At 35.3% G+C, this 21,270-nt stretch carries 19 protein-coding genes, 1 pseudogene and 1 riboswitch; of the genes and pseudogenes, 4 read left to right on the forward strand and 16 right to left on the reverse strand.

Annotated elements, in window-relative coordinates:
* Positions 1–189: 189 nt before the first annotated feature.
* From QA584_RS21275 to QA584_RS21285, 3 genes are read right to left on the reverse strand one after another with little or no spacing between them, the layout of a single operon-like run.
* Positions 190–1,257 (reverse strand): sensor histidine kinase, encoded by a 1,068-nt coding sequence (locus QA584_RS21275; protein WP_278271116.1) that lies wholly within the window; start codon positions 1,255–1,257, stop codon positions 190–192.
* Positions 1,236–1,907 (reverse strand): response regulator transcription factor, encoded by a 672-nt coding sequence (locus QA584_RS21280; protein ID WP_278271117.1) that lies wholly within the window; start codon positions 1,905–1,907, stop codon positions 1,236–1,238. Before QA584_RS21280 ends, QA584_RS21275 begins: the two co-directional genes overlap by 22 nt.
* A gap of 22 nt (positions 1,908–1,929) precedes the next feature.
* Entirely contained in the window at positions 1,930–2,682 is a 753-nt protein-coding gene (locus tag QA584_RS21285; protein WP_278271118.1) for a CPBP family intramembrane glutamic endopeptidase, read from the reverse strand.
* A gap of 726 nt (positions 2,683–3,408) precedes the next feature.
* On the opposite strand from QA584_RS21285, the pseudogene QA584_RS21290 reads away from it, so the two are divergent.
* Positions 3,409–3,990, forward strand: a pseudogene (locus tag QA584_RS21290) (polysaccharide deacetylase family protein); the annotation flags it as partial.
* Between the two features lie 190 nt (positions 3,991–4,180).
* Here QA584_RS21290 and QA584_RS21295 read toward each other — a convergent pair.
* The 11 genes from QA584_RS21295 to QA584_RS21345 form a co-directional block, all read right to left on the reverse strand.
* Complete coding sequence (locus QA584_RS21295; protein ID WP_278271119.1) at positions 4,181–4,777, reverse strand: cytidylate kinase-like family protein; 597 nt, start codon at positions 4,775–4,777, stop codon at positions 4,181–4,183.
* 39 nt (positions 4,778–4,816) lie between these two features.
* Positions 4,817–5,584 carry an amino acid ABC transporter permease gene (locus QA584_RS21300; protein ID WP_278271120.1) on the reverse strand — a complete coding sequence of 256 codons (768 nt, stop codon included), beginning with the start codon at positions 5,582–5,584 and terminating at the stop codon, positions 4,817–4,819.
* Positions 5,584–6,315: an amino acid ABC transporter permease gene (locus QA584_RS21305; RefSeq protein WP_278271121.1), complete on the reverse strand. Its 732-nt coding sequence runs from the start codon at positions 6,313–6,315 to the stop codon at positions 5,584–5,586. The genes QA584_RS21300 and QA584_RS21305 overlap by 1 nt, the downstream gene beginning before the upstream one ends.
* Positions 6,316–6,576: 261 nt before the next feature.
* Complete coding sequence (locus QA584_RS21310) at positions 6,577–7,503, reverse strand: transporter substrate-binding domain-containing protein (RefSeq protein ID WP_278271122.1); 927 nt, start codon at positions 7,501–7,503, stop codon at positions 6,577–6,579.
* A 76-nt stretch (positions 7,504–7,579) separates the two neighbouring features.
* Positions 7,580–8,302: an amino acid ABC transporter ATP-binding protein gene (locus QA584_RS21315; protein ID WP_278271123.1), complete on the reverse strand. Its 723-nt coding sequence runs from the start codon at positions 8,300–8,302 to the stop codon at positions 7,580–7,582.
* Between the two features lie 287 nt (positions 8,303–8,589).
* Entirely contained in the window at positions 8,590–9,579 is a 990-nt protein-coding gene (locus QA584_RS21320) for an acetylxylan esterase (RefSeq protein ID WP_278271124.1), read from the reverse strand.
* Positions 9,580–9,871: 292 nt separating this feature from the next.
* A complete protein-coding gene (locus QA584_RS21325) occupies positions 9,872–10,567 on the reverse strand; it encodes a hypothetical protein (protein ID WP_278271125.1) in 696 nt (231 codons plus the stop codon).
* Between the two features lie 144 nt (positions 10,568–10,711).
* Positions 10,712–11,848 carry a hypothetical protein gene (locus QA584_RS21330; protein ID WP_278271126.1) on the reverse strand — a complete coding sequence of 379 codons (1,137 nt, stop codon included), beginning with the start codon at positions 11,846–11,848 and terminating at the stop codon, positions 10,712–10,714.
* A gap of 135 nt (positions 11,849–11,983) precedes the next feature.
* A complete protein-coding gene (locus tag QA584_RS21335) occupies positions 11,984–13,426 on the reverse strand; it encodes a sensor histidine kinase (RefSeq protein ID WP_278271127.1) in 1,443 nt (480 codons plus the stop codon).
* On the reverse strand, positions 13,410–14,111 hold the full coding sequence (locus QA584_RS21340; RefSeq protein WP_278271128.1) for a response regulator transcription factor: 702 nt from the start codon (positions 14,109–14,111) through the stop codon (positions 13,410–13,412). The genes QA584_RS21335 and QA584_RS21340 overlap by 17 nt, the downstream gene beginning before the upstream one ends.
* A gap of 665 nt (positions 14,112–14,776) precedes the next feature.
* Entirely contained in the window at positions 14,777–15,229 is a 453-nt protein-coding gene (locus QA584_RS21345; RefSeq protein WP_278271129.1) for a hypothetical protein, read from the reverse strand.
* A 539-nt stretch (positions 15,230–15,768) separates the two neighbouring features.
* Between QA584_RS21345 and upp the strand changes: the two genes are divergently transcribed.
* A complete protein-coding gene (gene upp, locus QA584_RS21350) occupies positions 15,769–16,398 on the forward strand; it encodes a uracil phosphoribosyltransferase (RefSeq protein ID WP_278271130.1) in 630 nt (209 codons plus the stop codon).
* Positions 16,399–16,462: 64 nt separating this feature from the next.
* On the opposite strand, the gene QA584_RS21355 is transcribed toward upp, so the two are convergent.
* On the reverse strand, positions 16,463–17,518 hold the full coding sequence (locus tag QA584_RS21355; RefSeq protein ID WP_278271131.1) for an aldose epimerase family protein: 1,056 nt from the start codon (positions 17,516–17,518) through the stop codon (positions 16,463–16,465).
* A gap of 356 nt (positions 17,519–17,874) precedes the next feature.
* A riboswitch (cobalamin riboswitch) is annotated at positions 17,875–18,102 on the forward strand.
* Between the two features lie 336 nt (positions 18,103–18,438).
* Here QA584_RS21355 and QA584_RS21360 point away from each other — a divergent pair.
* Positions 18,439–18,840, forward strand: coding sequence for a DUF4430 domain-containing protein (locus QA584_RS21360; RefSeq protein ID WP_278271132.1), 402 nt, complete (start codon positions 18,439–18,441; stop codon positions 18,838–18,840).
* Position 18,841: 1 nt separating this feature from the next.
* A complete protein-coding gene (locus QA584_RS21365) occupies positions 18,842–19,372 on the forward strand; it encodes a hypothetical protein (RefSeq protein ID WP_278271133.1) in 531 nt (176 codons plus the stop codon).
* Positions 19,373–19,517: 145 nt separating this feature from the next.
* Here QA584_RS21365 and QA584_RS21370 read toward each other — a convergent pair whose 3' ends face one another.
* Positions 19,518–21,122 (reverse strand): ASKHA domain-containing protein, encoded by a 1,605-nt coding sequence (locus QA584_RS21370; protein WP_278271134.1) that lies wholly within the window; start codon positions 21,120–21,122, stop codon positions 19,518–19,520.
* Positions 21,123–21,270: the final 148 nt, after the last annotated feature.

Here is a 21,270-nt window from a genome sequence, read left to right on the forward strand (position 1 = left end):
AGCTCCATAAAATGAAACTTTTTTACCTAAATGCTGTAGTTTTTTCTAACCTATCGATAGTATCGACATTTCCATAATATTATGTTTTAACATATTTTGTCAATATAATTATCATATTTTTACTTTTTTTTCTATATTTTGGTGTGCAAAAAAAAGATTTATCGATAATATAATGATAAAACAACTAACTTACCTTATAGGAATTTTTACTGTAACTTGAGCTCCTTTCCATTTTTCTGACTTATCTAATGTTAAACTTCCATCATGTTTTTTTATGATTGAATCCGCTATGTATAATCCCAAGCCAAAATGATTCTGACTATTTCTGCTTTTATCACCTCTATAAAATTGCTTAGTCCCATTTACCATTTCATCTTTTGAAAATCCTTTGCCGGAATCCTCTATTATAAATATCAAATTATCATCAACTGCATTGACTGTTAATGATACAATACCATTTTTTCCCGAATAATCCATCGCATTTATAACTATATTTTCAATAACACGACTTAGTTGCAATTCATCAATTAAAACCTGTTGCGGAATTTCCCCAATATGTAATTCATACCGAATTTCATTATTTACTGCCATGATTTGAAATGATTTATCAATTCCGTCTAACATATTTCTAAAATCTTTATATTGAAAATCCATTTCGATTTCCATGTTATATTTCATAACCTCTAATAAAATCAATACATACTTTTCAATTTTTTCTACATTATGATATATACTTAAGCTATATTCATTTTGCTCCTCGGATTGTTCTGTTTCCATAAGAAGTTCCGAAGAGGCTTTCACAACTGTTAAGGGTGTTTTTATATCATGAGCGATTGCAGATAATGAAATAATTTTGTTTTCCTCGTTTTTCCACTCTGCCGTCAAAGTATTCCTTAGTTCAACTTTCATTAATTCAAGGGATTGCATTATTTCATCTATTTCCTTTATCTCAGAACCTGATATACTAATATCAAGATTTTCTGATAAAATACTTTCTGTGATTTTTTCTAATAACATCAAGTCTTTTTTTATAGTCCTTCCAAATAAATTGGAAAGCAGAATTAATTCTGCTACAGAAAGGATTAAAAATGCAACTACTTTCCACGTATCATAGGTTGTATCTATTAGCTGTAAGGATGTTAAAATCCGAGACAACATAAGAATCACAATAAAATTTATTAACAAACTAAGCCCAAATATAGCGATATATTTCGCAAATGTATTTTTTACTGACTTTATCTTTTTTGTTCTTTCCACCTATATCCGATCCCCCACACAGTATCAATTACTGATATTCCATACACATTTAATTTATTTCTAATATTTTTAATATGTTCAACTATAACATTATCAAAGCTATCCTTATCAAATCCGAACACTGCCTGATATATTTGTTCCCTGGAGAACACCTGTCCTCTATGGAGAGCCAGAAACTCACTAATCCCATATTCACTTTTAGTAAAAGGTAGTAAAATATTATTCCAATATACTTCTTTCGAATTTATTGCAAATCGTAATCCCGAAATTTGAAAAGAATTACTCTTTTCTCTGTATTCTCTTCTTAAGTGGGCTTCCACTCTAGCCCTCAATTCACCTATCCCAAAGGGTTTACATATATAATCATCGGCACCAAGACTAAGACCAGTAATCAAATCCGCCTCATTATTTCTTGCAGTCAGAAACAATATTGGACAATCTGTAACTTCACGTATCATACTACATAGTGTAAAACCATCAATATTAGGCATCATCACATCTAAAATAATCAAATCAAATCTAGAAAAAGACTTTATATCCAAGTCTTTAGAATTAAAATATGTGATTACAGTATGCTGCTGTGATTCCAATGCTTTTTTAATTAATTTTTGAATCTCTATATCATCATCTACTGATAATATTACACTCATATTTATTCCTCCTAATATTAAATTATCTTATATTTATTTCCACTTTCCTGCACCTTTTTATTTCTCTAACATGTATACTTGAAATAAATACCAGTAAAATCCAAATGATTAAAATATAAAAGATATTGCTGTAATTATTACTATACTCCGAATAAATATCCCAAATCATGTGAAAAGCGACAAGTGGAATAATGGATTGGATATTTTCATAAGCAACTGCAAATACAATTCCAGAAAGAAGGAGCATTGTAAATAAAACCATAGTCATTTTATCTGATGATAAAAAATGTAAAAATGCAAATAAAACTGCTGAAGTCATTACCCATTTCCATTTCTTCATATTGCATAATTTATATTTAATATATCCTCTAAAAAGTAATTCCTCTGAAAAAGCAACTATAAAATAATAGAAAATCTTAGAAACGGCTTTCGAAATCTCCTCCTTTGTGAATGAAAAATTTTCTAAAATCTTAAAATCAATTAAACCCGGAGTTGCTGCTAAAATTATAAATATAAAAATCACAGCGATTTTATTTTTTTCAGGGAAAGTTAACCCCAATTCATTTAATCGCCCTCCATCAATAAATTTCAACCAGTAAAACACTCCAAACAATATTGATACAAATGGAACTAATTTAGTGATTCTTGCATCATCAAGTGCAAAATATTTCAACAGGATTAATATTGTATACATCAAAAAGATTATGCTAACTTCCATAAAACCAATATTTAATATCTTTTTAACTTCTTCTTTCAAATAAATGGATCGATGCATTTCTATAACTCCTTTTCAAGATAATTATTTATATGTTTGGCATATTTGCTGCATTAAACATATGAATACTTTATATCTACATTTTATCGCCTAATTATAAGGAAATTATAAGGAATTTTAATGCATATTGAATATGAAAAATATTAAAAAAAATACTATTAATACTGACAAAATTATAGACATACTCAAGCCAATGATTGATATTTTTTTTATAACTATGGGATTATTCTTACTTGCTTTTATAATTGTATATACTAATATGCCTATTAAAAGACCAAACAGTAAAGGTTTAAATATGACATCCATAGGGCACCTTTCTAATATAAATAGAGATAAATAGATAGCTTCGTAATTATAGCGCAACCGATTTTTAACATATTATACCACTACGAACAAATTATCTCTACCTTTTTATTCCAATACAATACTCTTCGTTGAATCATAGTCTTATCTTAATCCTACTATAGTTCTATCTCTGGGATATCGGTTATAGCGATATTCTGATTGGATCGACCTGCGAGTTGAAGTTCTTACTGATGATTATAGTAACCAATCGGAACGTTATCAACTTAATTAGCACAGATGTTGAACATATCATTCCTATAACAATATTAATCATATCTTCCTTAAACCGATAGGTTAACAAGATCATCTATTCACAATTATATGCCACAAAAAAACACCCGAACCCCGGATGTTTCCTACAGTCCTTATCTAGCATTCCCTTGGGGGAATGAGGATACGGCAGAAATTCTTAAAATCCTGGCTAGACACAATATCAAGGTTACCTTTTTTATGACTGGAGGATGGATTGAAAAATATCCGGAAGATGTAAAAGCCATAGCCGCAGCAGGTCATGACCTGGGTAATCACAGTGAGAATCATAAGCATATGTCTGAATTATCGAAGGAACAATGCAAAGAGGAAATAGTAAATACTCATAATAAAGTAAAAGAATTAACCGGGTTAGATATGAACCTTTTTCGTCCACCTTATGGTGATTACAATAACACTTTAATCGAAGCAACCAATGAACTGGGATATTATTGTATTGAATGGGATGTGGATTCCATGGACTGGAAAGATTATGGTATTGATCCCATCATAAATTCTGTCGTTAATAATAAGCATCTCGGTAATGGTTCCATCATACTCTGTCATAACGGCGCAAAATATATTAAAGAAGCTCTGGATTCGTTGATTACCGGATTAGAAAATAAAGGATATCAAATTGTACCGATTTCTCAGCTAATTTATAAAGATGACTATTATATGGACCCTGAGGGCAGACAAATTGAAAAGAATTAGGAGCCTCGTAATCTCAAAACAATGAAAAAGGTCACATTCAGCCAAGACTGTGTGACCTTTTTTCGATTGATTCATTTATTAAGATAATATTACTACCAATTATCTCTAAACAATTATCTCTAAAGTTCAAGTACTCTCTTATTTTCACAAATATTCCTGTATCAAAACAAAAATTCTAATAAATTCCAGTTTATCCAAGTAATACATTTTTAACAATATCAACTAATATTTTTGCTGTCATATCAATACCAAAGTGACTGCTGTCAATCATAATATCGTAGCCATCATAGGGATTATCCACTTCCGGGCAATAACGGTAGCGATAATTCTCTCTGGCTTTATCAATATCTTTAATCATCTTGCGGGCAGCTTTAGGTTCCATCTGAAAGGTGTCAATGCAATTTTTCAGTCTGCTTTCATAAGGTGCATAGATATATATATTTAAGCATTTCGCATAATCCTTAAGTACACTGCCGGCACATCTTCCTACAATAATGCAGGATTCTTTTTTTGCAATATCACGTATGATATTGGTCTGAATATTAAAAATTTCATCCTGTATGTTGGCGACCCCCATTCCCAGTGGATATTTTCGCCTGAAGAATACCGAATTCGAGTTTTCCTCTTCATTACTAATGACAGGAATTGGCTGCCCCATCCGTTTCGCAGTTGCCTCAACGATATCCCTGTCGTAAAATTCAATTTGCAGCTCTTCCGACATCTTTTGCGCAATTGAACGTCCAAAACTTGCAAACTGCCTTGAAATTGTAACCACATAATTATCCAAAAATTAAACCCCCATTCCTTTCTTCTCTATATACATCCGTTATGACATACGGGTTGTGCTTTTGGGTATACGCGGATGCTTTTGCATATACCTGACCAGGGAAGATAACGTAAAATTGATAATAAAATAAATCAAAGCAGCAAACCCAAATAAAACAAAAACATCCGATACATTCACCGATCCGGTGCCGTTGTATCGATTCGCCGCACTTAATAATGTCTTCACCCTTGCCATTAATTCAATTACTGCTATATTGGCCAGATAAGAGGAATCTTTTATTGTAGTGATTACCTGACTGAGCAGTGTAGGTATAATATTTCGGTAAGCTTGTGGCAGTATAATATAAATCATAATCTGCACTGTATTAAAACCTTGAGAGTGTCCGGCTTCGAATTGTCCCTGTGCCACCGAATTCAAGCCTCCCCGTATAATTTCAGCAATAACAGAAGAAGTGAATAAAATTAATGCTGCAGCTCCTTTAAATAAAAGTTTAACTTCTACAGACGTAAGACCAAACATCTTTTTTGATAAAAATTCTGGAAATGGAAAAAATACAAGACAAATAAAAATCCAGAGCAGCAGCGGAGTATTTCTGAATATCTCGATATAAGCTACTGCCAGCCATCTAAAAACCCTGGTTTTTCTGGTAATGCAATAGTTTCGCACAAGTGCAAGAACAGAACCTAAAAGTATGCCAATGCCAACAGCAATTACAGATAATATAATTGTAAATGCAACACCTTTAAAAATATAATTTAGGACTGCTGGGTTCTTAAGTATTGATAAACTTCCGTCTAATGTATTCATTATTTAATCACCATCCCATCTGTTATGGTTTTTCCCTTGTCCTCTGTTTTTAGTTCTCTCTTTTTAAGAGAGTTTTCCCATACACTTGCCAAAGTTGAAAGGGGAAAGCAAATGGCAAAAAATAAAAGACCGCTGACTAGATAAGCCGGTGCATAAGCCCCTCCAGTCGTAGCGCCCGTAACAAAGCTATAGGTCAGAGAAATCAAATCTGCTCCTCCTATAATATAAAGGCACGACGTATTCTTAACTAGATTGACTACTTGATTCACCATAGGCGGTAATATAATCTTTATGCTTTGCGGTAGTATTATATAATACATCTTTTCAAAATATTGAAAGCCTTGTGAATCGGCCGCTTCAAATTGTCCTTTGGGAATCGCACCGATACCAGCCCGAACGACTTCAGCCATATAAGCCCCATGATAAATACCAAGCGCAAACATGCCGGTGACAATAATCCCCATGCTTTTACCCATAAATGCCAGCGCATAATAAAGAAAACATAGCTGAAGAATCAAAGGAGTATTTTGGATTAACTCCACGTAAATACGGCTGATTACTTCCAGACCTTTCTTACCGCTGGTAGCCATCAACCCAAATAATATTCCCAGGATCAGTGATAATAATAGGGCGAACAAGGCCGTTCTGCCAGTATTATATAAACCTAAGAGAAAGGTGTTACGGTAAGTCCATACCTTTTCCCATTGAGTTATTGAAAATAAACCATCCACTCATTTTCCTCCTGTTATTTAGTATATAAAAGGCTGCTGCAGAATTCAAACAGTAAATTACCCAAGTAAGAAAACGGATTACATTTTCAGAATTTTTGTGAAGAGTATGTGCAAAAGGCTGCCAGAATAAAATGCAGCACTTATTCGCGCGAACCTGGAACAAAATTTCTTAAAACATAATCCGTATTCCAAATGAAAGATTATTTACTTTTACAATTTTGCAGCCGTCCCTTGTAGGTTATAAACCGAACAGCTTCCTATTTATTCCAATCCGTTGTCAGCAATTAAGCCTTTCACTGTTCCGTCTGCCAGCCAGTCTTGAACCAATTGTTCAATCACGGCCGTTAACCCCGAACCTTTTTTCGTAGCTACTCCGTAATTCTGGGGAGCAAACTTATCGGCTATGTAAGACCTGCTATCACTGTTATAAGCTGCAAGAATGGATTTATCCACACAGAAGGCATCAATTTCTCCGGCACTTAATGCTGTGGAAATCGTCGGATAGTCATCATATTGATGGAACTTAACTCCCTCCGTCCAGGTTGCCGGATCGAAAGAATCTTCCTTGAAGTTATCTCCACTTATGATTCCACCCTCAATCATGGCTTTTATTAAAGCTTTGGCTGAGGTTGAACCGGAGGAAACACCTACTGTCTTATCTGCTAAATCGTTCAAAGACTTAATACCGGATGCATTTTCTACTAATACAGTAACATAATCCGTAAAATAAGGTGTTGAGAAATCCCAGCTTTCCTTTCTTTCATCCGTGATTGTAAATGTAGCCAAAACACAGTCAATATCACCGGAGTCCAGTAATTCCGTACGAGTTGCAGCTGTAACGGCAGTATATTCAACCTCTACGCCAAGATGTTCTGCAATTTTCTTTGCCAAAGAAATTTCAAGACCGCTATACTCCTGTGTCAACGGGTCCTGATAACCAAAACCGATAACTGCATTCTTAACTCCGACTCTTAAAACACCCCGGTCAATAATAGCCTGAACATCTGCAGGATATTCTGATGATGCTGTATCTTCATTAACTGTATCACTCTCCGATGTTACTGACTCAGTTGTTGCATCAGCAGTGGATGTTTTTGTACTGCTTTCATTCCCTTTGCAGGCCACTAGCAGGGATGTTAATAAAAGTACACTAAGTATAAGGCTTACATATTTTTTTAAATTCTTCATAAAGTCTCCTCCTTAATTCTATTACAGGGTTGATGTGTTCTATAGAACTTAATCCGTTATTTAGCCGGAGCTTTTCTTAACGAATTATCTTGCCAAGAAATTGCTTAACACGGTCATTTTCCGGATTTGTAAAAAAATGTTCGGGTACGCCCTCTTCAATGATCTGTCCATCTGCCATAAAGACAATCCGGTCTGCTACCTGACGGGCAAATCCCATCTCATGAGTGACCACCACCATCGTTATATTCTCTTTCGCTAATTTTATCATGACATCCAATACTTCCTGAATTGTCTCAGGGTCAAGTGCCGATGTCGGTTCATCAAACAAAATAATCTTAGTCTGTGCACACAAAGCCCGGGCTATAGCAATACGCTGCTGTTGTCCGCCGGAAAGGGTCGACGGATAAACAAACGCCTTATCCCTGAGTCCGACAATATCAAGATAATGATAGGCCATTTCCTCAGCTTCTTTTTTACTCTTGTGGTATAGTTTCAAAGGAGCCAATGTCAGATTCTTTAGTACGGTCATATGAGGATATAAGTTAAACTGCTGAAAAACCATAGAGGTAGATTCTCTGACCACTTTCGTCTTGTTCCTCGAGGTTAACTTTTCTCCGTTAATATATACATGACCACTGGTCGGTTCTTCCAGAAAATTCAAACAACGAACTGCGGTAGATTTACCGGAACCGGAGGGTCCGATTATAACCAGCTTTTCACCTTCTGCAACTTCTAAGCTGACATCTTTTAGCACATGAAGATCCCCAAAGAACTTATTCACATTCTCCATTTTTATCATAAATGTCACCTCTCTCTGCAAACCCTGCTTTATTGATTAAGAAAAAAAGATGTCTGAACTGTAAAATTCAGACATCTTTATCCTGTTATGATTATATTAAATTATTCAAGTATTGTCAAGCAATAATTTGATTAATTAGTCTATTAACGTGTTCCCGCAACATTCGACTAAATAATTAAACTCAGAAATCCTATCAATTTTCCCATAACCATTTTTCTATCCATATAAATAACCCCGCTCATACCGTTTTTTATCTATATAAATAACTCCGCTCATTAATGGATCGATTATAATAATATACCACTTTCCCTTAAATACCTTAACTTTTTCTCAAACTGAACGTGATTAGCTCCGTCATGACCGTTAAATGGATATACTTCTATCTGCTTTGGCGCGGTAATCCGATTATAAGATGCAAAATAACAGACAGCAGGACAAACATCATCTTTAAGGGCAACCGAAGCAAAAATCTTACAGGTAATTTTATCTGCCATATTCATGGTATCAAAATAACTTAAGGTCTCATAAGCCTTATTTAAATGCTCCGGGTATCTGGTGAGATAATCCTTTACACCGGTGAAGGCTCCGTGGCAGCCCTCCACTCTTCTTTCAATATTGCTGTTGCTGGGTACATCTACCATGGCAATTTTATGACGGTGATCCAAACAGCTGACTGCCATGCCAAGAGCTCCCCCTTGACTTCCACCGTTAATTATAATTCTATCCTTATCTACTTCCGGACATACCTCTGCGAAATCTATCGCTTTCAGGCTATCCATATAAACATGCCTGTAGTAATATTCGTATTTATCTAAAATCCCTTTATTGGTTACATTATCTGTTATGCCAGAAGAATAAGTAGCTTTATTACCAGTTACTCCTCCCTGGCCTCTGCAATCGATGGTTATCACGGCTAATCCCATCATGGCCCATGCCATGAAATCAGCAGGAACTCCACGGCTTCCGGTATATCCATGATAATTAATGAGACAGGGATATTTCTCTTTCTTTAAGAAAACAGGAATGATATACCACCCATAAATTCTGGTATCATCAAAGCCGTTATAAGAGATGGAATAAACTTTTACCTGGTCACAAGGATAATCATATTCCATAAACTCAGGTCTTAAATCCACACTTTTTGCTATCTGAATGGTTTCCTCCCAAAAATCCTCAAAATCCATTCTTTTCGTCATGGGCGGTAAATATTCTGATAATTCTTTTATTTTGTTCTCTAAAAAATTCATAGCGCTGCCTTTCTTTTTTGTAAAATTCATGGATCTTTTACTTATTCCCTTATACAATGGGTAAGTTTTTGTCCGGTTATAGTTTTTATCTGAATAATAAGAATTCAATCATTTATTATCTTATCATCCTAGTGACAGTATAACAGAATTTTCCATTCCAAACAATGCTTTATAACCTAAAATCGCCTAAATTACTATAAAAAGCTCCTAACCTTTTGCACTCTACATACAGAAGATAGGAGCTTTTATTACTTGAATTGCATGATGCCGGAGCAAATGGTATCCATTAAGAATTCAATAGGACCATTCCTTTTGCCTGATATTAGAAATCTTCCTTTAAAATATAAATTCCATACGTCTTTAGGGTATCCTTTTCATAATTAACAGATAGATAGATGTCTCCATATTTAAAATGGGCATCTCCGTTATTATCCTTTACCGGGTCACCAAATACTTCTTTAAATGCGCTTATCGTATCCCCAGCCTTAACCCCCTTTAAATCGATATCTCCAGCCAAAAAAAAGATTTGATTCACTTTAGCTCCCTCATCAAACCAGACACGAATACCATAATTTATAAATTCCAGTCCGCCTTCGTCAATCTTTGATGGTTCCTCCCCTAATTCTTTGCTAATCTCTTCTTTCGTTAATCCCAGTAGACCAATTAATTTATCCAGATTATTCTCTTCTCCGGTACTTACATTCGTTTCGCCTGTTTCTTCTCCTGCTGAGTTTTCTACCGTCGATGCACTGTTAATAGTATTTCCGTTTTCCTCACTGGAATTTGCTGTATTTTCTACACTGTTATCCTGCTGTGCAGTGGCGCTCTCTGCCGTATCAAGGTCTGTGCTTTGTTCTATACCGCTTTTGGTATTATCCAATAAGGTAATAACCTGCTTTTTTGAACTGCAGCCTGTTAAAACTGCCATACTGACTGATAAACTTACGAACAGAGCCGCCGTCAAGGTTTTATTATGCTTTTTTCTATAATTTTTATAATAATTTTCTTCAATTCTCATTTATTCCACCTGCTTCATCTAAAATTATTTCATCCTTTGTACCGGCTGTTTTCCAAAACTATTTTAACCTTTGTACCAGTTATTCTGAGCATTTGATCTTAGCAATTGCTCTTACCATTTGCTCTTACCATTTGTTCTTAAAATTTATCTTAAAGATATAATATAAGAATTATCAATAAGTTTCATATCCTTTACTTCAGATATGCTGGCTAAGACCTTATTTCCTGCGGTATTCCATTTTAAACCATTGTCAATTCCTATAAAATCCTGTGATACATATAAGCTTTCTTTATCCTCAAGTTTCATAATATAAAGCCCGTTTTCACTTTCCTTATCATCTAATTTTATATAGGCAAGTTTTGTCTGGTCTGGTGACCAGCTCATACCGAATACGGATTTTCCCACGGTTAATTGGGAAAGTTCATTACCGGAAAGATCCGTAATGATTAACGCTATTTTACCGTTATTTAACTTTTTCTCAAGAGCAAATTTATCTTTCTTTGGAGACAGTTCAAAATCATATATTTTTTCTTTGACAACGGTTTTTTCCCTGGTATTAACATCTACGGACATAAGGTTTCTGTCCGTAGAAATATAGTATATCTTATCTTCTGCCATAACTGCCGTATCGGTCTGCATCCGGTCTATCCCATCCATCACTTCTATATCCGCATTCACATGGATAAGACAGACTCCATCACCAGATGAAGGTACAATCACAAGGTCATTATTAACCCATTTTGCATTACTGTATGAGAGATGGAGACCCTTTTGCGTATTTTCCTCCGATACAGTTACAATAACACTCCCGTTTTGATCTAGTATCTGTCCTTTCAGCTCCCCATCCTTATAAGTCTGCACCAGGATATGCTTTTTGTCCGGAGATACGATAGGCATATACAGGTAATCATTTTCCTTATATAAAAGTACCTTCTTACCCGTGCCCGTATTATAAGTAAATAAATTTCTTATATTTTCCATGGAATCAGCAACGCGTATGGGTTCTAAGTCCAGGTTTTCTCTTGTAATTAAAATATTATCACCTTCTAACCAGTCTTCTCCCTGCACTCCAACTATTTTGTCAATTTTTTCTATAATAAACTCGTTGGCTGGTTCTGTCGTTTCAGCGTCCTGGGATTTAGCAGTATTTAATAAAGTGATTTTTCTGCCCTCCTGAGTTATTATGACCCGTCCGTTTCCTTTTGCACTGCATCCGAATATGGTGACTGCCATAACTGCCGTCAGGCAGCCTGTGTAAGCGATCCGTTTTAAGTTATGCAATTTCTTCACTCCTTTCCTTTAAAGTCAGTTCTGTCCGCCCTTGGCTCCATTCACACTTTCGTTAGCGGATATACAGATACTACCATAAGAGTTTTTCATTCATAAAACGAATTGTTTCAAACTTGTAAACAATTGTTACAGCGGATACCTGATTTCAAATAAAGTTCCTTCCTCGGGATTCTCCAAAAGCTCTATCCGTCCGCCCTGTTTTTTCACGAGTTCCCACACTAGTGCCAGACCAAGACCAGTACTTCCGGGGTAGGCTTTATTAACTGTATAAAAAGGAGTAAATATCTTATCTCTGGCTTCCTCCGGAATCCCAATGCCCGTATCCTTAATCTGTATACAGGCTTCTCCCATGTTTTCGTTTAAGCTTACCCAGATATGTCCCTCTTCCTTGTTGTATTTTATAGCATTATCTATAAGGTTTATAAATACCTGTGACATCCTTTCCTTATCCGCCAGTATAGTAATCTGATCAAGCTCCATATGTAATGTTATATTGTGCTGCTTTGCTTTACTCATAAGGCGGTCACAGATTTCTTTCATAACTAAATCTAAAGCTATTTGTTCCGGGTGAAATTCAAAGTTATAGTTTTCAAGGGCGGATAATGTCAGGACCTGATCTATCATTGTGGTTAGCTTACTAATTTCCGTATCAATATTTCCCTTTGCTTCCTCTAAAAGCTTCGGATCATCCTGGTACAGATTCATGAGATCGGCATAGGCTTTGATAACCGTTAATGGTGTTTTAAATTCATGGGTAACATTGCCTATAAATTGTTTTTGTTGAACTCCAAGAATCTCCAGTTTTTCTACCGCCATTTTTAAATTATCCTGCTCCGCCTTCATCTCCTCTAGCTGGTTTTTAATTCTGTTTCCCATATAATAAATATTTCTGCTTAAATCCCCCAGCTCATCCCTGCGTTTTAAGGGTTTTATATCACTGTAATCTCCTTCTTCAATCCGTTGTGCAGTGTGCTTTAAATTTAAAATTCCTTTGGTAATGGGGTTAATATAAAAATAACCACACAAAAAGCAGCTTATGAATATAAAAATACCTGCATACCAAAAAAGCTGTTCCAGTTTTTCATAAAACAACCTGTCCTTTTGTATGGAATAATTAAACTGTACTACACCGATTTGTTTTCCTGAATTGTGAAGAGGTGCCAGAAAAATCATGGTATCCCCTTCTAGGGTATAGGTATTAATATCCTTAAGTGCGTAGTGAAGCAGCTCTTTTATATCAGTTTTAGCTGCTAACGGGATGGAATCTGCTACTTCTTCTCCATTCATATCATATAATACAACCTGCATTTGGGTAAGCATTTCAAATCTTTTTACAAGCTCTGTTCCCCGTTCTTTGACAAATACCTCTGGGTCTTTTACCGATTCCATCAGATACATCTGTTTAATATAATTACCTGCAATAACGCCCTGTTCCGTCAAATAAGTTTCATTCTGTCTGATCTGATTATTTTTAACACCACTAAGAATCAGGAAACTAAGGGCCATAACTGTCATTAATAAAAGAACCGCCAGAAACAGACTGGATTTTAGTTTAAGACCTGGCTTCATAAACATCACCGATGGATTTGTATCCCACACCATATACCGTCTGTATCAGATCCTGGTATTGCATACCTAATTTGCTTCTTAATCTTTGTACATGAATATCTACGGTTCTAGTTCCGCCTATGTACTCCATCCCCCATACCAAATCAAGCAGCTGCTCCCGTTCATATACCCGCTCTGGGTTTGAAAGCAGCAGATATAGTAAATCAAATTCTTTCGGGGTCAGTTCCAGCTGTTCACCCTTTAGAAGTACTTTCCTCTGGGACTGTATTACCTCAAGTTCTTTTATCTTTATTTTTGTAACCTGTTGTTTTTCACTGTTTTTCTGTAGTCTGCGAAACAGGGCTTTTACCCTTGCTATTAGTTCCCTCATATCAAAAGGTTTTGTAATGTAATCATCCGCACCAAATTCAAATCCTACTACCTTATCCACAATGTCATTTTTCGCCGTAAGCAGTAAAATTCCCAGGTCTTTTCGGTCACTCAGCCTTTTACACACCTCAATTCCGCTCATTTTGGGCATCATAATATCAAGTATCAGCACTCCTGTACCAAAGTCTGATGCTTTAGTAAGTGCTTCTTCTCCATCACCGGCAGTTTCGACCACATACCCTTCCCGCTTGAACGCATAGGATATTGCTTCTAAAATACCTTTTTCGTCATCCACAATTAAAATTTTTTCCTCCATTATGTAAAACCTCCTAAAAATATGTGAAAGTTCCGTTTTTGTTGTATGTTTGCCTCACTAATTAAAGTAATTTGCATTACTTGTATCAATTAAATTAAATATTTACCAAATAGGTAAGCTTGCCATCTATTCGATAAGATATTTAAGGTTTAAGATAAACTTATACGAATATTCTTCTGGATATTAGTCTTATGGAAGGATTTTGTCAATATTATTTCGCTTTCCACATTTACTAAATGATACTTATAGTTAGAATTCATTTCTATTTGCCCAAGTATTTGTACATAGTAATGCATATCTTAGAAATCTGTCAAGCAATAAACAGCTTTTCCATAATATTTTTCCTAAATTCATCCAAATTATAAAAATATTCACAGAATGTTCACGATTCAGCCACGCTGTGAACATATATGTCTAATATAATAATAACATAGTAATTAAGAAATACCTAATTAAGTTATTTTAACATTTATTTATGTAATACCCAAAAAAAGCTTATAAGAAAACTTTTTCATAAAATAAAGCCTGGTAGTTACCCTCCCCTCTACCGGGCTTCTCCTCTGTTTATCGGTATATTTTCTATACTTCTGCTATTAAAAGAAAAATCCTGATTCCTTCAAAGAATTTACTCTTGAAGAATCAGGATTTGTGAAACATCTAAGGTCCTAAGGCTGTTCCTGTTCATTAATAAGAAGAATCCGGTCTAAAACTGTTTTATACACCAGAACAATCTGAGCATCAATAAAACAATATTTATTAACAATAAACTGATAGGTTTTTCCTAAAAAACAAAAACTCATTAGCACGATACTTAAAAAGGTTATAAGGGGATTAATATCTTTTGTTAACAGGTAAAAGATAGCTCCAATAAAAAATAGAAAAGAGAAAAAATAGGTTTTCACAATACGCATAGCCAAAAACATGGTATCATTTAACCGCTGCTGCATCTTTTTTATTGCAGTTCTGTCTTTATTCTTTAGATGTTCATAAATATCATTGTATATTTCTTTACTGTCAAATACCTTGTTCTGCAGACTTTTTTGACATACAAAGAAATATTTATTGTAATTATTTTCACCAAGTTCTTTACTGATTAATTTTTTAAATATACTTGCCATGCTGATACCATCCTCTCATCTATTTTGACACTCCATACAAATATTTTTTGCTTTGGATTTTAGATGTTTCTCTTAGTATTTGTTCCTTTTGTATTTGTAACCTTTGTAAATCCTGAGAATTCTGCCTATTATAAGAAAATTCTAAATTTTTTATTTATTCACAAATTGTTCATAAATAATCCATACTATAAACATATATGTCTATTATAATAAATTCATGGTAATTGAGTTACACCTAAATAGCTAATAAGATAATTTTTTTCATAAAACAAAGCCTGGTAGTTACCCTCCCCCCTCTACCGGGCTTCTCCTCTGTCTATAGACCAGATACGGTAAAAATTTTTTATTCTTATAAAACCTTCAAATAGTCTCCCCAAATCACATAATCTCCATAACTCGTAATTATTAAAAAATACAATAAAATTAAATTTATGCTTTTCTTAGACATTAAACTTTGTTATAATGATTCTTAAAGTAAATAATTATGTTCATTTTTAGGGGCATAATATAATAAGTCAAAAATATTTGGAGGCAAGGTTATGTCTAAAGTTATTATTATGGATCACCCATTAATTCAGCACAAAATCGGAATTATGAGACGCAAAACGACTTCTACCAAGGAGTTTCGTGATTTAGTGTCCGAAGTTGCCATGCTGATTTGCTATGAGGCAACAAGAGAGCTTCCTCTTGCTGATATCGAGATAGAAACACCTCTCGTTAAAACAATTGCGCATGAAATTGCAGGAAAGAAACTCTGTATTGTTCCGATTTTAAGGGCAGGCCTTCATATGGCCGATGGTATTTTAAATCTGATTCCTAATGCTAAAGTTGGTCATATTGGTTTATACCGCAACGAAGAAACTCTTGAACCGGTAGAATATTTCTGTAAGCTTCCAGTTGACGCCGATGAACGAGAGATATTCGTAGTAGATCCCATGCTCGCAACAGGTGGTTCAGCAAGTGCCGCAATTACATTATTAAAGAATAAAGGGATTAGCAAAATCCATTTCTTATGTTTAATTGCTGCACCGGAAGGTGTAAAACGCTTAACTGAGCTTCATCCTGATGTGGATGTTTACATTGGTACATTAGATGAAAGATTAAATGAACATGGTTATATTCTTCCCGGTCTTGGTGATGCCGGTGACAGAATCTACGGTACTAAATAATTATATACCGGATTATTAAAAAAGTGCTTATCTCCTGTTAAAAAGGACGATAAGCACTTTTATTTTATTTGGTTGAAAATTTGAATACTGTCACAAAGTCATATTCATTACCCGCTTTTAAGACGCAAGAAGGAAATTCTGACCGATTACAGGAATCCGGGAAGTACTGGGTCTCAAAGCAGACACCGGCACGTTTTTGATATACAAAGCCATCTTTACCTTTTTCTGCATTGATAAAATTACCGGTATATAACTGAATTCCTGTCATATTCGTAAATATTTCCATCTTTCTCTTTGTTTTATCCTCTACTAATTCACCGATCTTTTCTACTTCGCTGCCGCTTATATTTAATACATAATTATGATCATAACCTCCGGCCTGTTTTAATGGTCCGTAATTAGCTTCGATATCTTGTCCGATTGGTTTTAATGTTCTAAAATCCATAGGCGTTCCAGTTACATCACGAATCTCACCGGTAGGGATCAACGCGTCATCTGTAGGTGTGAACTTATCTGCATCCAACATGACCTGATGATCCAGGACAGAACCGGATTTATGTCCGGCAAGGTTAAAATAGGAGTGGTTTGTTAAATTAACTATGGTATCTTTATCAGAAACAGCAAGGTATTCAATTACCAGTTCATTGTCATCGGTCAGAGTATAAGTTACGCTGATATCAAGATTTCCGGGGAAGCCCTGTTCCATATGAGGACTTAATCTGGAAAATTCAATAGAGTCTGAATCTTCATCTTCAAAGGTTTCTACTTCATACATAAACTTATTGTAACCTTTAAATCCTCCATGTAAGTTATTCTCACCATCATTTTTCTCAAGCTCGTATTTTTTACCGTTTAATTCAAAAGAAGCACCGCCGATACGATTGGCATGGCGTCCGATAAAGGAACCAAAGCCCGGCGCATTGCCTTCATAACCCGTAACATTATCATAACCTAAAACTACATCATCATAATTGCCGTTTTTATCCGGAACAAGGATATTAACAATGTTGGCACCATAATCCGTAAAGGTTACGGTCATTCCTTTTTTATTTTTCAAAACAAAAAGAGTAGCTTCTACTCCTTCTTTTGTTTTACCAAACGATTGTTTCTTTATACTCATAGTAATTCTCCTTCTGTGACAATTCATTTATATAATTACTAGAATAATCCACTTTATAAAAAAGTGCAAGCTAATTTTTGAATAAATATTAAGTTAATTCTTTGCTTGCATTAATCTAAAAAACACATTTTTCGAATCTGGCCTGCTGATGATTTATTGTTCCGGCTTTTTGTCAGGTTGACAAGTAAAATTTGTAATGCTATACTTCAACTATCCAATGAGTTTAAATCATAAGACATTGCTGCATAGTTCTAATCAAAATACCTGAATGAAATTTTCAATAACATCGTCCTTTTATTTCAAAGTTCAGCAATTCTTTGATTTTGCAGCCGTCCTGATTCTGATTTACTCCTGGTATAGATAAGATATCAAGTGGCTCCATATATTACTGCAAAGCAGATTTAAGGAATATGGAGTTAATAGGGAAACAGGTTCAAAGCCTGTACGGTCTCGCCGCTGTATATGAGGAGTTTACCGAGGCAGTATAAGATACTGTTAATAATCACTGAGTAACCTTACTTGGGAAGATTCAAAGTAAATGCTGATTCATAAGTCAGAAAACCTGCTTGATTTCGTACTGTAACCGCCACGAGGTTTTGGGGAAACGTACAATATTACTGACTGCTGCATAGGAATTCCTTTTTTTTGAATACCATGCTGTTTATTATCTGACTATATTTTTGTGATTATCAGGCACCTCTGTCAGTATTATAAATGTGTGTTCCTTATCCAATCAGCTGAGGAACTTTTTTTGTTGCCATTTATCAGCGAAGGAATTAAGTCAAAGAATAATACCGTTTTTTCAACATCCTGATTTATAGGTACCCACAGCCCACAGATTGGAGTTTAATTGAAAAATTATTACTATTTTTTCAACATCTTGATTTTAGGTGCCCACCGCGCACAGATTGGAGTTTAATATGGAAACAAAAAATACGAAGAAAATTGTAATTGGTCTGTTAATCCTGATTGTAATAGCCTCAGTTATGACATTGCTATACTATCAGTTTAAGCCAAAAACAACGCTGGGATCAAAGAGTATTACCGTAGAAGTCAAATTGGATGACGGCACCAGTAAATCCTTTGATATTAAGACAGATGAGGAATATTTACGAGGTGCGTTAGAGCAAATCGGACTGATCTCAGGAGATGAATCCGAATATGGTCTTTTTGTAAAAACTGTTGACGGCAGAACCGCAGATGACAGCAAGCAGGAATGGTGGTGCTTTACCTCCCAGGGTGAAACCATTAATACCAGTGTTGATCAGACACCTATAAAAGATGGAGACCATTTTGAAATCACCTTAACAGTAGGTTACTAAAATGCGGATAAAGGATATTGTTATCATTGGTATGCTTGGTGCTATCTTGTTTGTGGTCCAAGTTGCTTTTAGGATGATTCCAAATGTGGAATTGATTTCATTTCTGATAATAATTTATACATTAATAATGAATAAAAAAACGTTATATATTATTGCTGTTTTTATTATTCTCGAATTGTTATTATACGGATTTGGGTTATGGTGGCTGAACTATCTTTATATCTGGTTTGGTCTCTATGGTATTACCAGGATATTCAAAAAAGAACGTTCTCCTCTCCTATGGGCAATTATTTCCGGTGGCTTTGGTTTTTCCTTTGGAGCATTATGCGCAATTCCCTACTTTTTTATAGGTTTATCAGACGGAACTATCCGAACTGGTTTTCATACTGCCTTTGCTTACTGGATAACCGGTATCCCCTTTGATATTCCTCATGGTATCGGCAATTTTTTAATTACTCTGGTTTTATTTAAGCCGATGTATTCACTCCTATATCACCTTATTATTACATACAATCCTTCCCCTGAAGGTTAAAGATATACCAATATCAAGATATTCCATTATAAAGATTCTTCATAATAAAGATTCTTCATTATATAGATTCTTCATTATATAGATTCTTCATTATAAAGATAGTTCTTCATCTATCCTGATATTTCATCACTATGATACGTATATCTTATCCTTCAGGAAATGAGACCGCATTCATAAATTCTGTTTCAAAATCTTCTCTTAAGGCCAGTTCCAGATGACTGACCTTTTTTGCAATCTGTTCTGCTGCTGATCTTGATATTTTATCAAGAAGAAGCATTGCCGCCCCTGCTAAAGCACCATTGCCAATATATCTATACTTATCAGGATTTATATCCGGGATCAGACCAATATGCATAGCCTTTTTCACATCCAGATTGGTTCCAAAGGCACCAGCCAAATATATCTTATCCACATCGTCAAAGGTTATTCCTTCCTTTTTAAGTAATATCTTCATTCCGGCATAAATGGCACCCTTGGCAAGCTGGAGTTCTCTGATATCTTTCTGGGTAACTCTGACTTCCTTATTACCTTCCTCCCAAAGAGAAATATAATTTTTATCTCCGGCTTCCCCCAGAAGGCGTCCTGTTGTATCCATCATGCCGTTTTTCAGCAGCTCTGACGCTGCTTCTATAATTCCCGAACCACATATACCTTCCGGTTTTATTCCGGGAATATCAGAACCGATATATTCAACCCTGATCATTCCATCACTAATCTTTACTTGTGTAATCGCACCCTTTACCGCACGCATTCCCTGATACAGGGCTGCACCTTCAAAGGCAGGTCCGGCAGCCGTAGAGCAAACGATAAGCGTTCCGCCCCTTGCAAGCACAATCTCACCATTCGTGCCAATATCCACTAGCAAAATAGTTTCTTGTGTTTCATAAAGATCGTTTGATACGATACACCCTAAGGTATCCGAACCGACATGACCACCAATACCAGGCAATACATATATAACTCCATTTTCATTCATATCAAAGTCCATATCACAAGGCTTTCTTTCTTCTCCCTCATAGGAAATGCCGGTAAAGGGTACTTTAGAAAGGGTATCTACAGGTCGGCCAAGAAATAGATGGACCATAGTGGTATTACCGGCGGCCGTCACTTTACCTATATCTGTAATATTTATTTTACATTCCTCTGTCAGCTCATGGATCAAACGGTTACAGCATTGCCGTATTAACATCGTCAGCCTTTCTCTGTTCTCCGTTTTGCTTAATGCATAAGTTATTCTTGAAATTACATCAGCACCGTAACTGCTTTGAGGATTTAAGGCACTAATCTGCAAAAGGCTCTTACCGGTAGTTAAATTCCATAATTCAGCAGCCACAGATGTGGTTCCGAGATCAAATGCAATACCGTACTTGAAATTATCACTAGTAAAGCCTTCCTCATCACCTGATTTTCCCTTTAGCATCCAATTTCCATCTGGAGAAACATCAGATTTAAAGTCAGAAACATGCCTGGTATCTTCTTCCGACAAAATCACACAGGTATCTTCACGAACCGTAAAACAACAGGCCAGTCTTATTCCCTGTTCCAGTTCTTTCTGATTCAGTAACTCCAATTCCTCTTTTTTATATTCCCTATGGTTTCCTTTTGTAATAAGGACTTTACATTTTCCGCAGGTTTTATTACCGGAACAGACTCCGCTTATACCAATTCCATTTTCCCTTGCTGTCTGAAATAGATTGATACCGGCTTCTGCCTGGATTTTTATATTGATTGGCAAAAAAGTTATCAGCATCGTATTGCCTCCCTGTTATAAAACTTTTAATATAATATAGCCTATGTTACGAATTCAAGGTTAAAAAAAAGGTTATCCCGAAGGATAACCTTTAATCAATTTCGTTCCTAACAATATAGCTATTTCTGTATAAAAATGTTAAAAATAA

This window comes from Anaerocolumna sp. AGMB13025 (assembly GCF_029689925.1).
Lineage (GTDB): Bacteria > Bacillota > Clostridia > Lachnospirales > Lachnospiraceae > Anaerocolumna.

Bases quoted from the DNA above. Each gene is read 5' to 3' on its own strand.
- QA584_RS21280 (WP_278271117.1), bottom strand. From the start codon at position 1,907: ATGAGTGTAATATTATCAGTAGATGATGATATAGAGATTCAAAAATTA.
- QA584_RS21285 (WP_278271118.1), bottom strand. From the start codon at position 2,682: ATGCATCGATCCATTTATTTGAAAGAAGAAGTTAAAAAGATATTAAAT.
- QA584_RS21300 (WP_278271120.1), bottom strand. From the start codon at position 5,584: ATGAATACATTAGACGGAAGTTTATCAATACTTAAGAACCCAGCAGTC.
- QA584_RS21310 (WP_278271122.1), bottom strand. From the start codon at position 7,503: ATGAAGAATTTAAAAAAATATGTAAGCCTTATACTTAGTGTACTTTTA.
- QA584_RS21315 (WP_278271123.1), bottom strand. From the start codon at position 8,302: ATGATAAAAATGGAGAATGTGAATAAGTTCTTTGGGGATCTTCATGTG.
- QA584_RS21320 (WP_278271124.1), bottom strand. From the start codon at position 9,579: ATGAATTTTACAAAAAAGAAAGGCAGCGCTATGAATTTTTTAGAGAAC.
- QA584_RS21325 (WP_278271125.1), bottom strand. From the start codon at position 10,567: ATGAGAATTGAAGAAAATTATTATAAAAATTATAGAAAAAAGCATAAT.
- QA584_RS21335 (WP_278271127.1), bottom strand. From the start codon at position 13,426: ATGAAGCCAGGTCTTAAACTAAAATCCAGTCTGTTTCTGGCGGTTCTT.
- QA584_RS21340 (WP_278271128.1), bottom strand. From the start codon at position 14,111: ATGGAGGAAAAAATTTTAATTGTGGATGACGAAAAAGGTATTTTAGAA.
- QA584_RS21345 (WP_278271129.1), bottom strand. From the start codon at position 15,229: ATGGCAAGTATATTTAAAAAATTAATCAGTAAAGAACTTGGTGAAAAT.
- upp (WP_278271130.1), top strand. From the start codon at position 15,769: ATGTCTAAAGTTATTATTATGGATCACCCATTAATTCAGCACAAAATC.
- QA584_RS21355 (WP_278271131.1), bottom strand. From the start codon at position 17,518: ATGAGTATAAAGAAACAATCGTTTGGTAAAACAAAAGAAGGAGTAGAA.
- QA584_RS21360 (WP_278271132.1), top strand. From the start codon at position 18,439: ATGGAAACAAAAAATACGAAGAAAATTGTAATTGGTCTGTTAATCCTG.
- QA584_RS21365 (WP_278271133.1), top strand. From the start codon at position 18,842: ATGCGGATAAAGGATATTGTTATCATTGGTATGCTTGGTGCTATCTTG.
- QA584_RS21370 (WP_278271134.1), bottom strand. From the start codon at position 21,122: ATGCTGATAACTTTTTTGCCAATCAATATAAAAATCCAGGCAGAAGCC.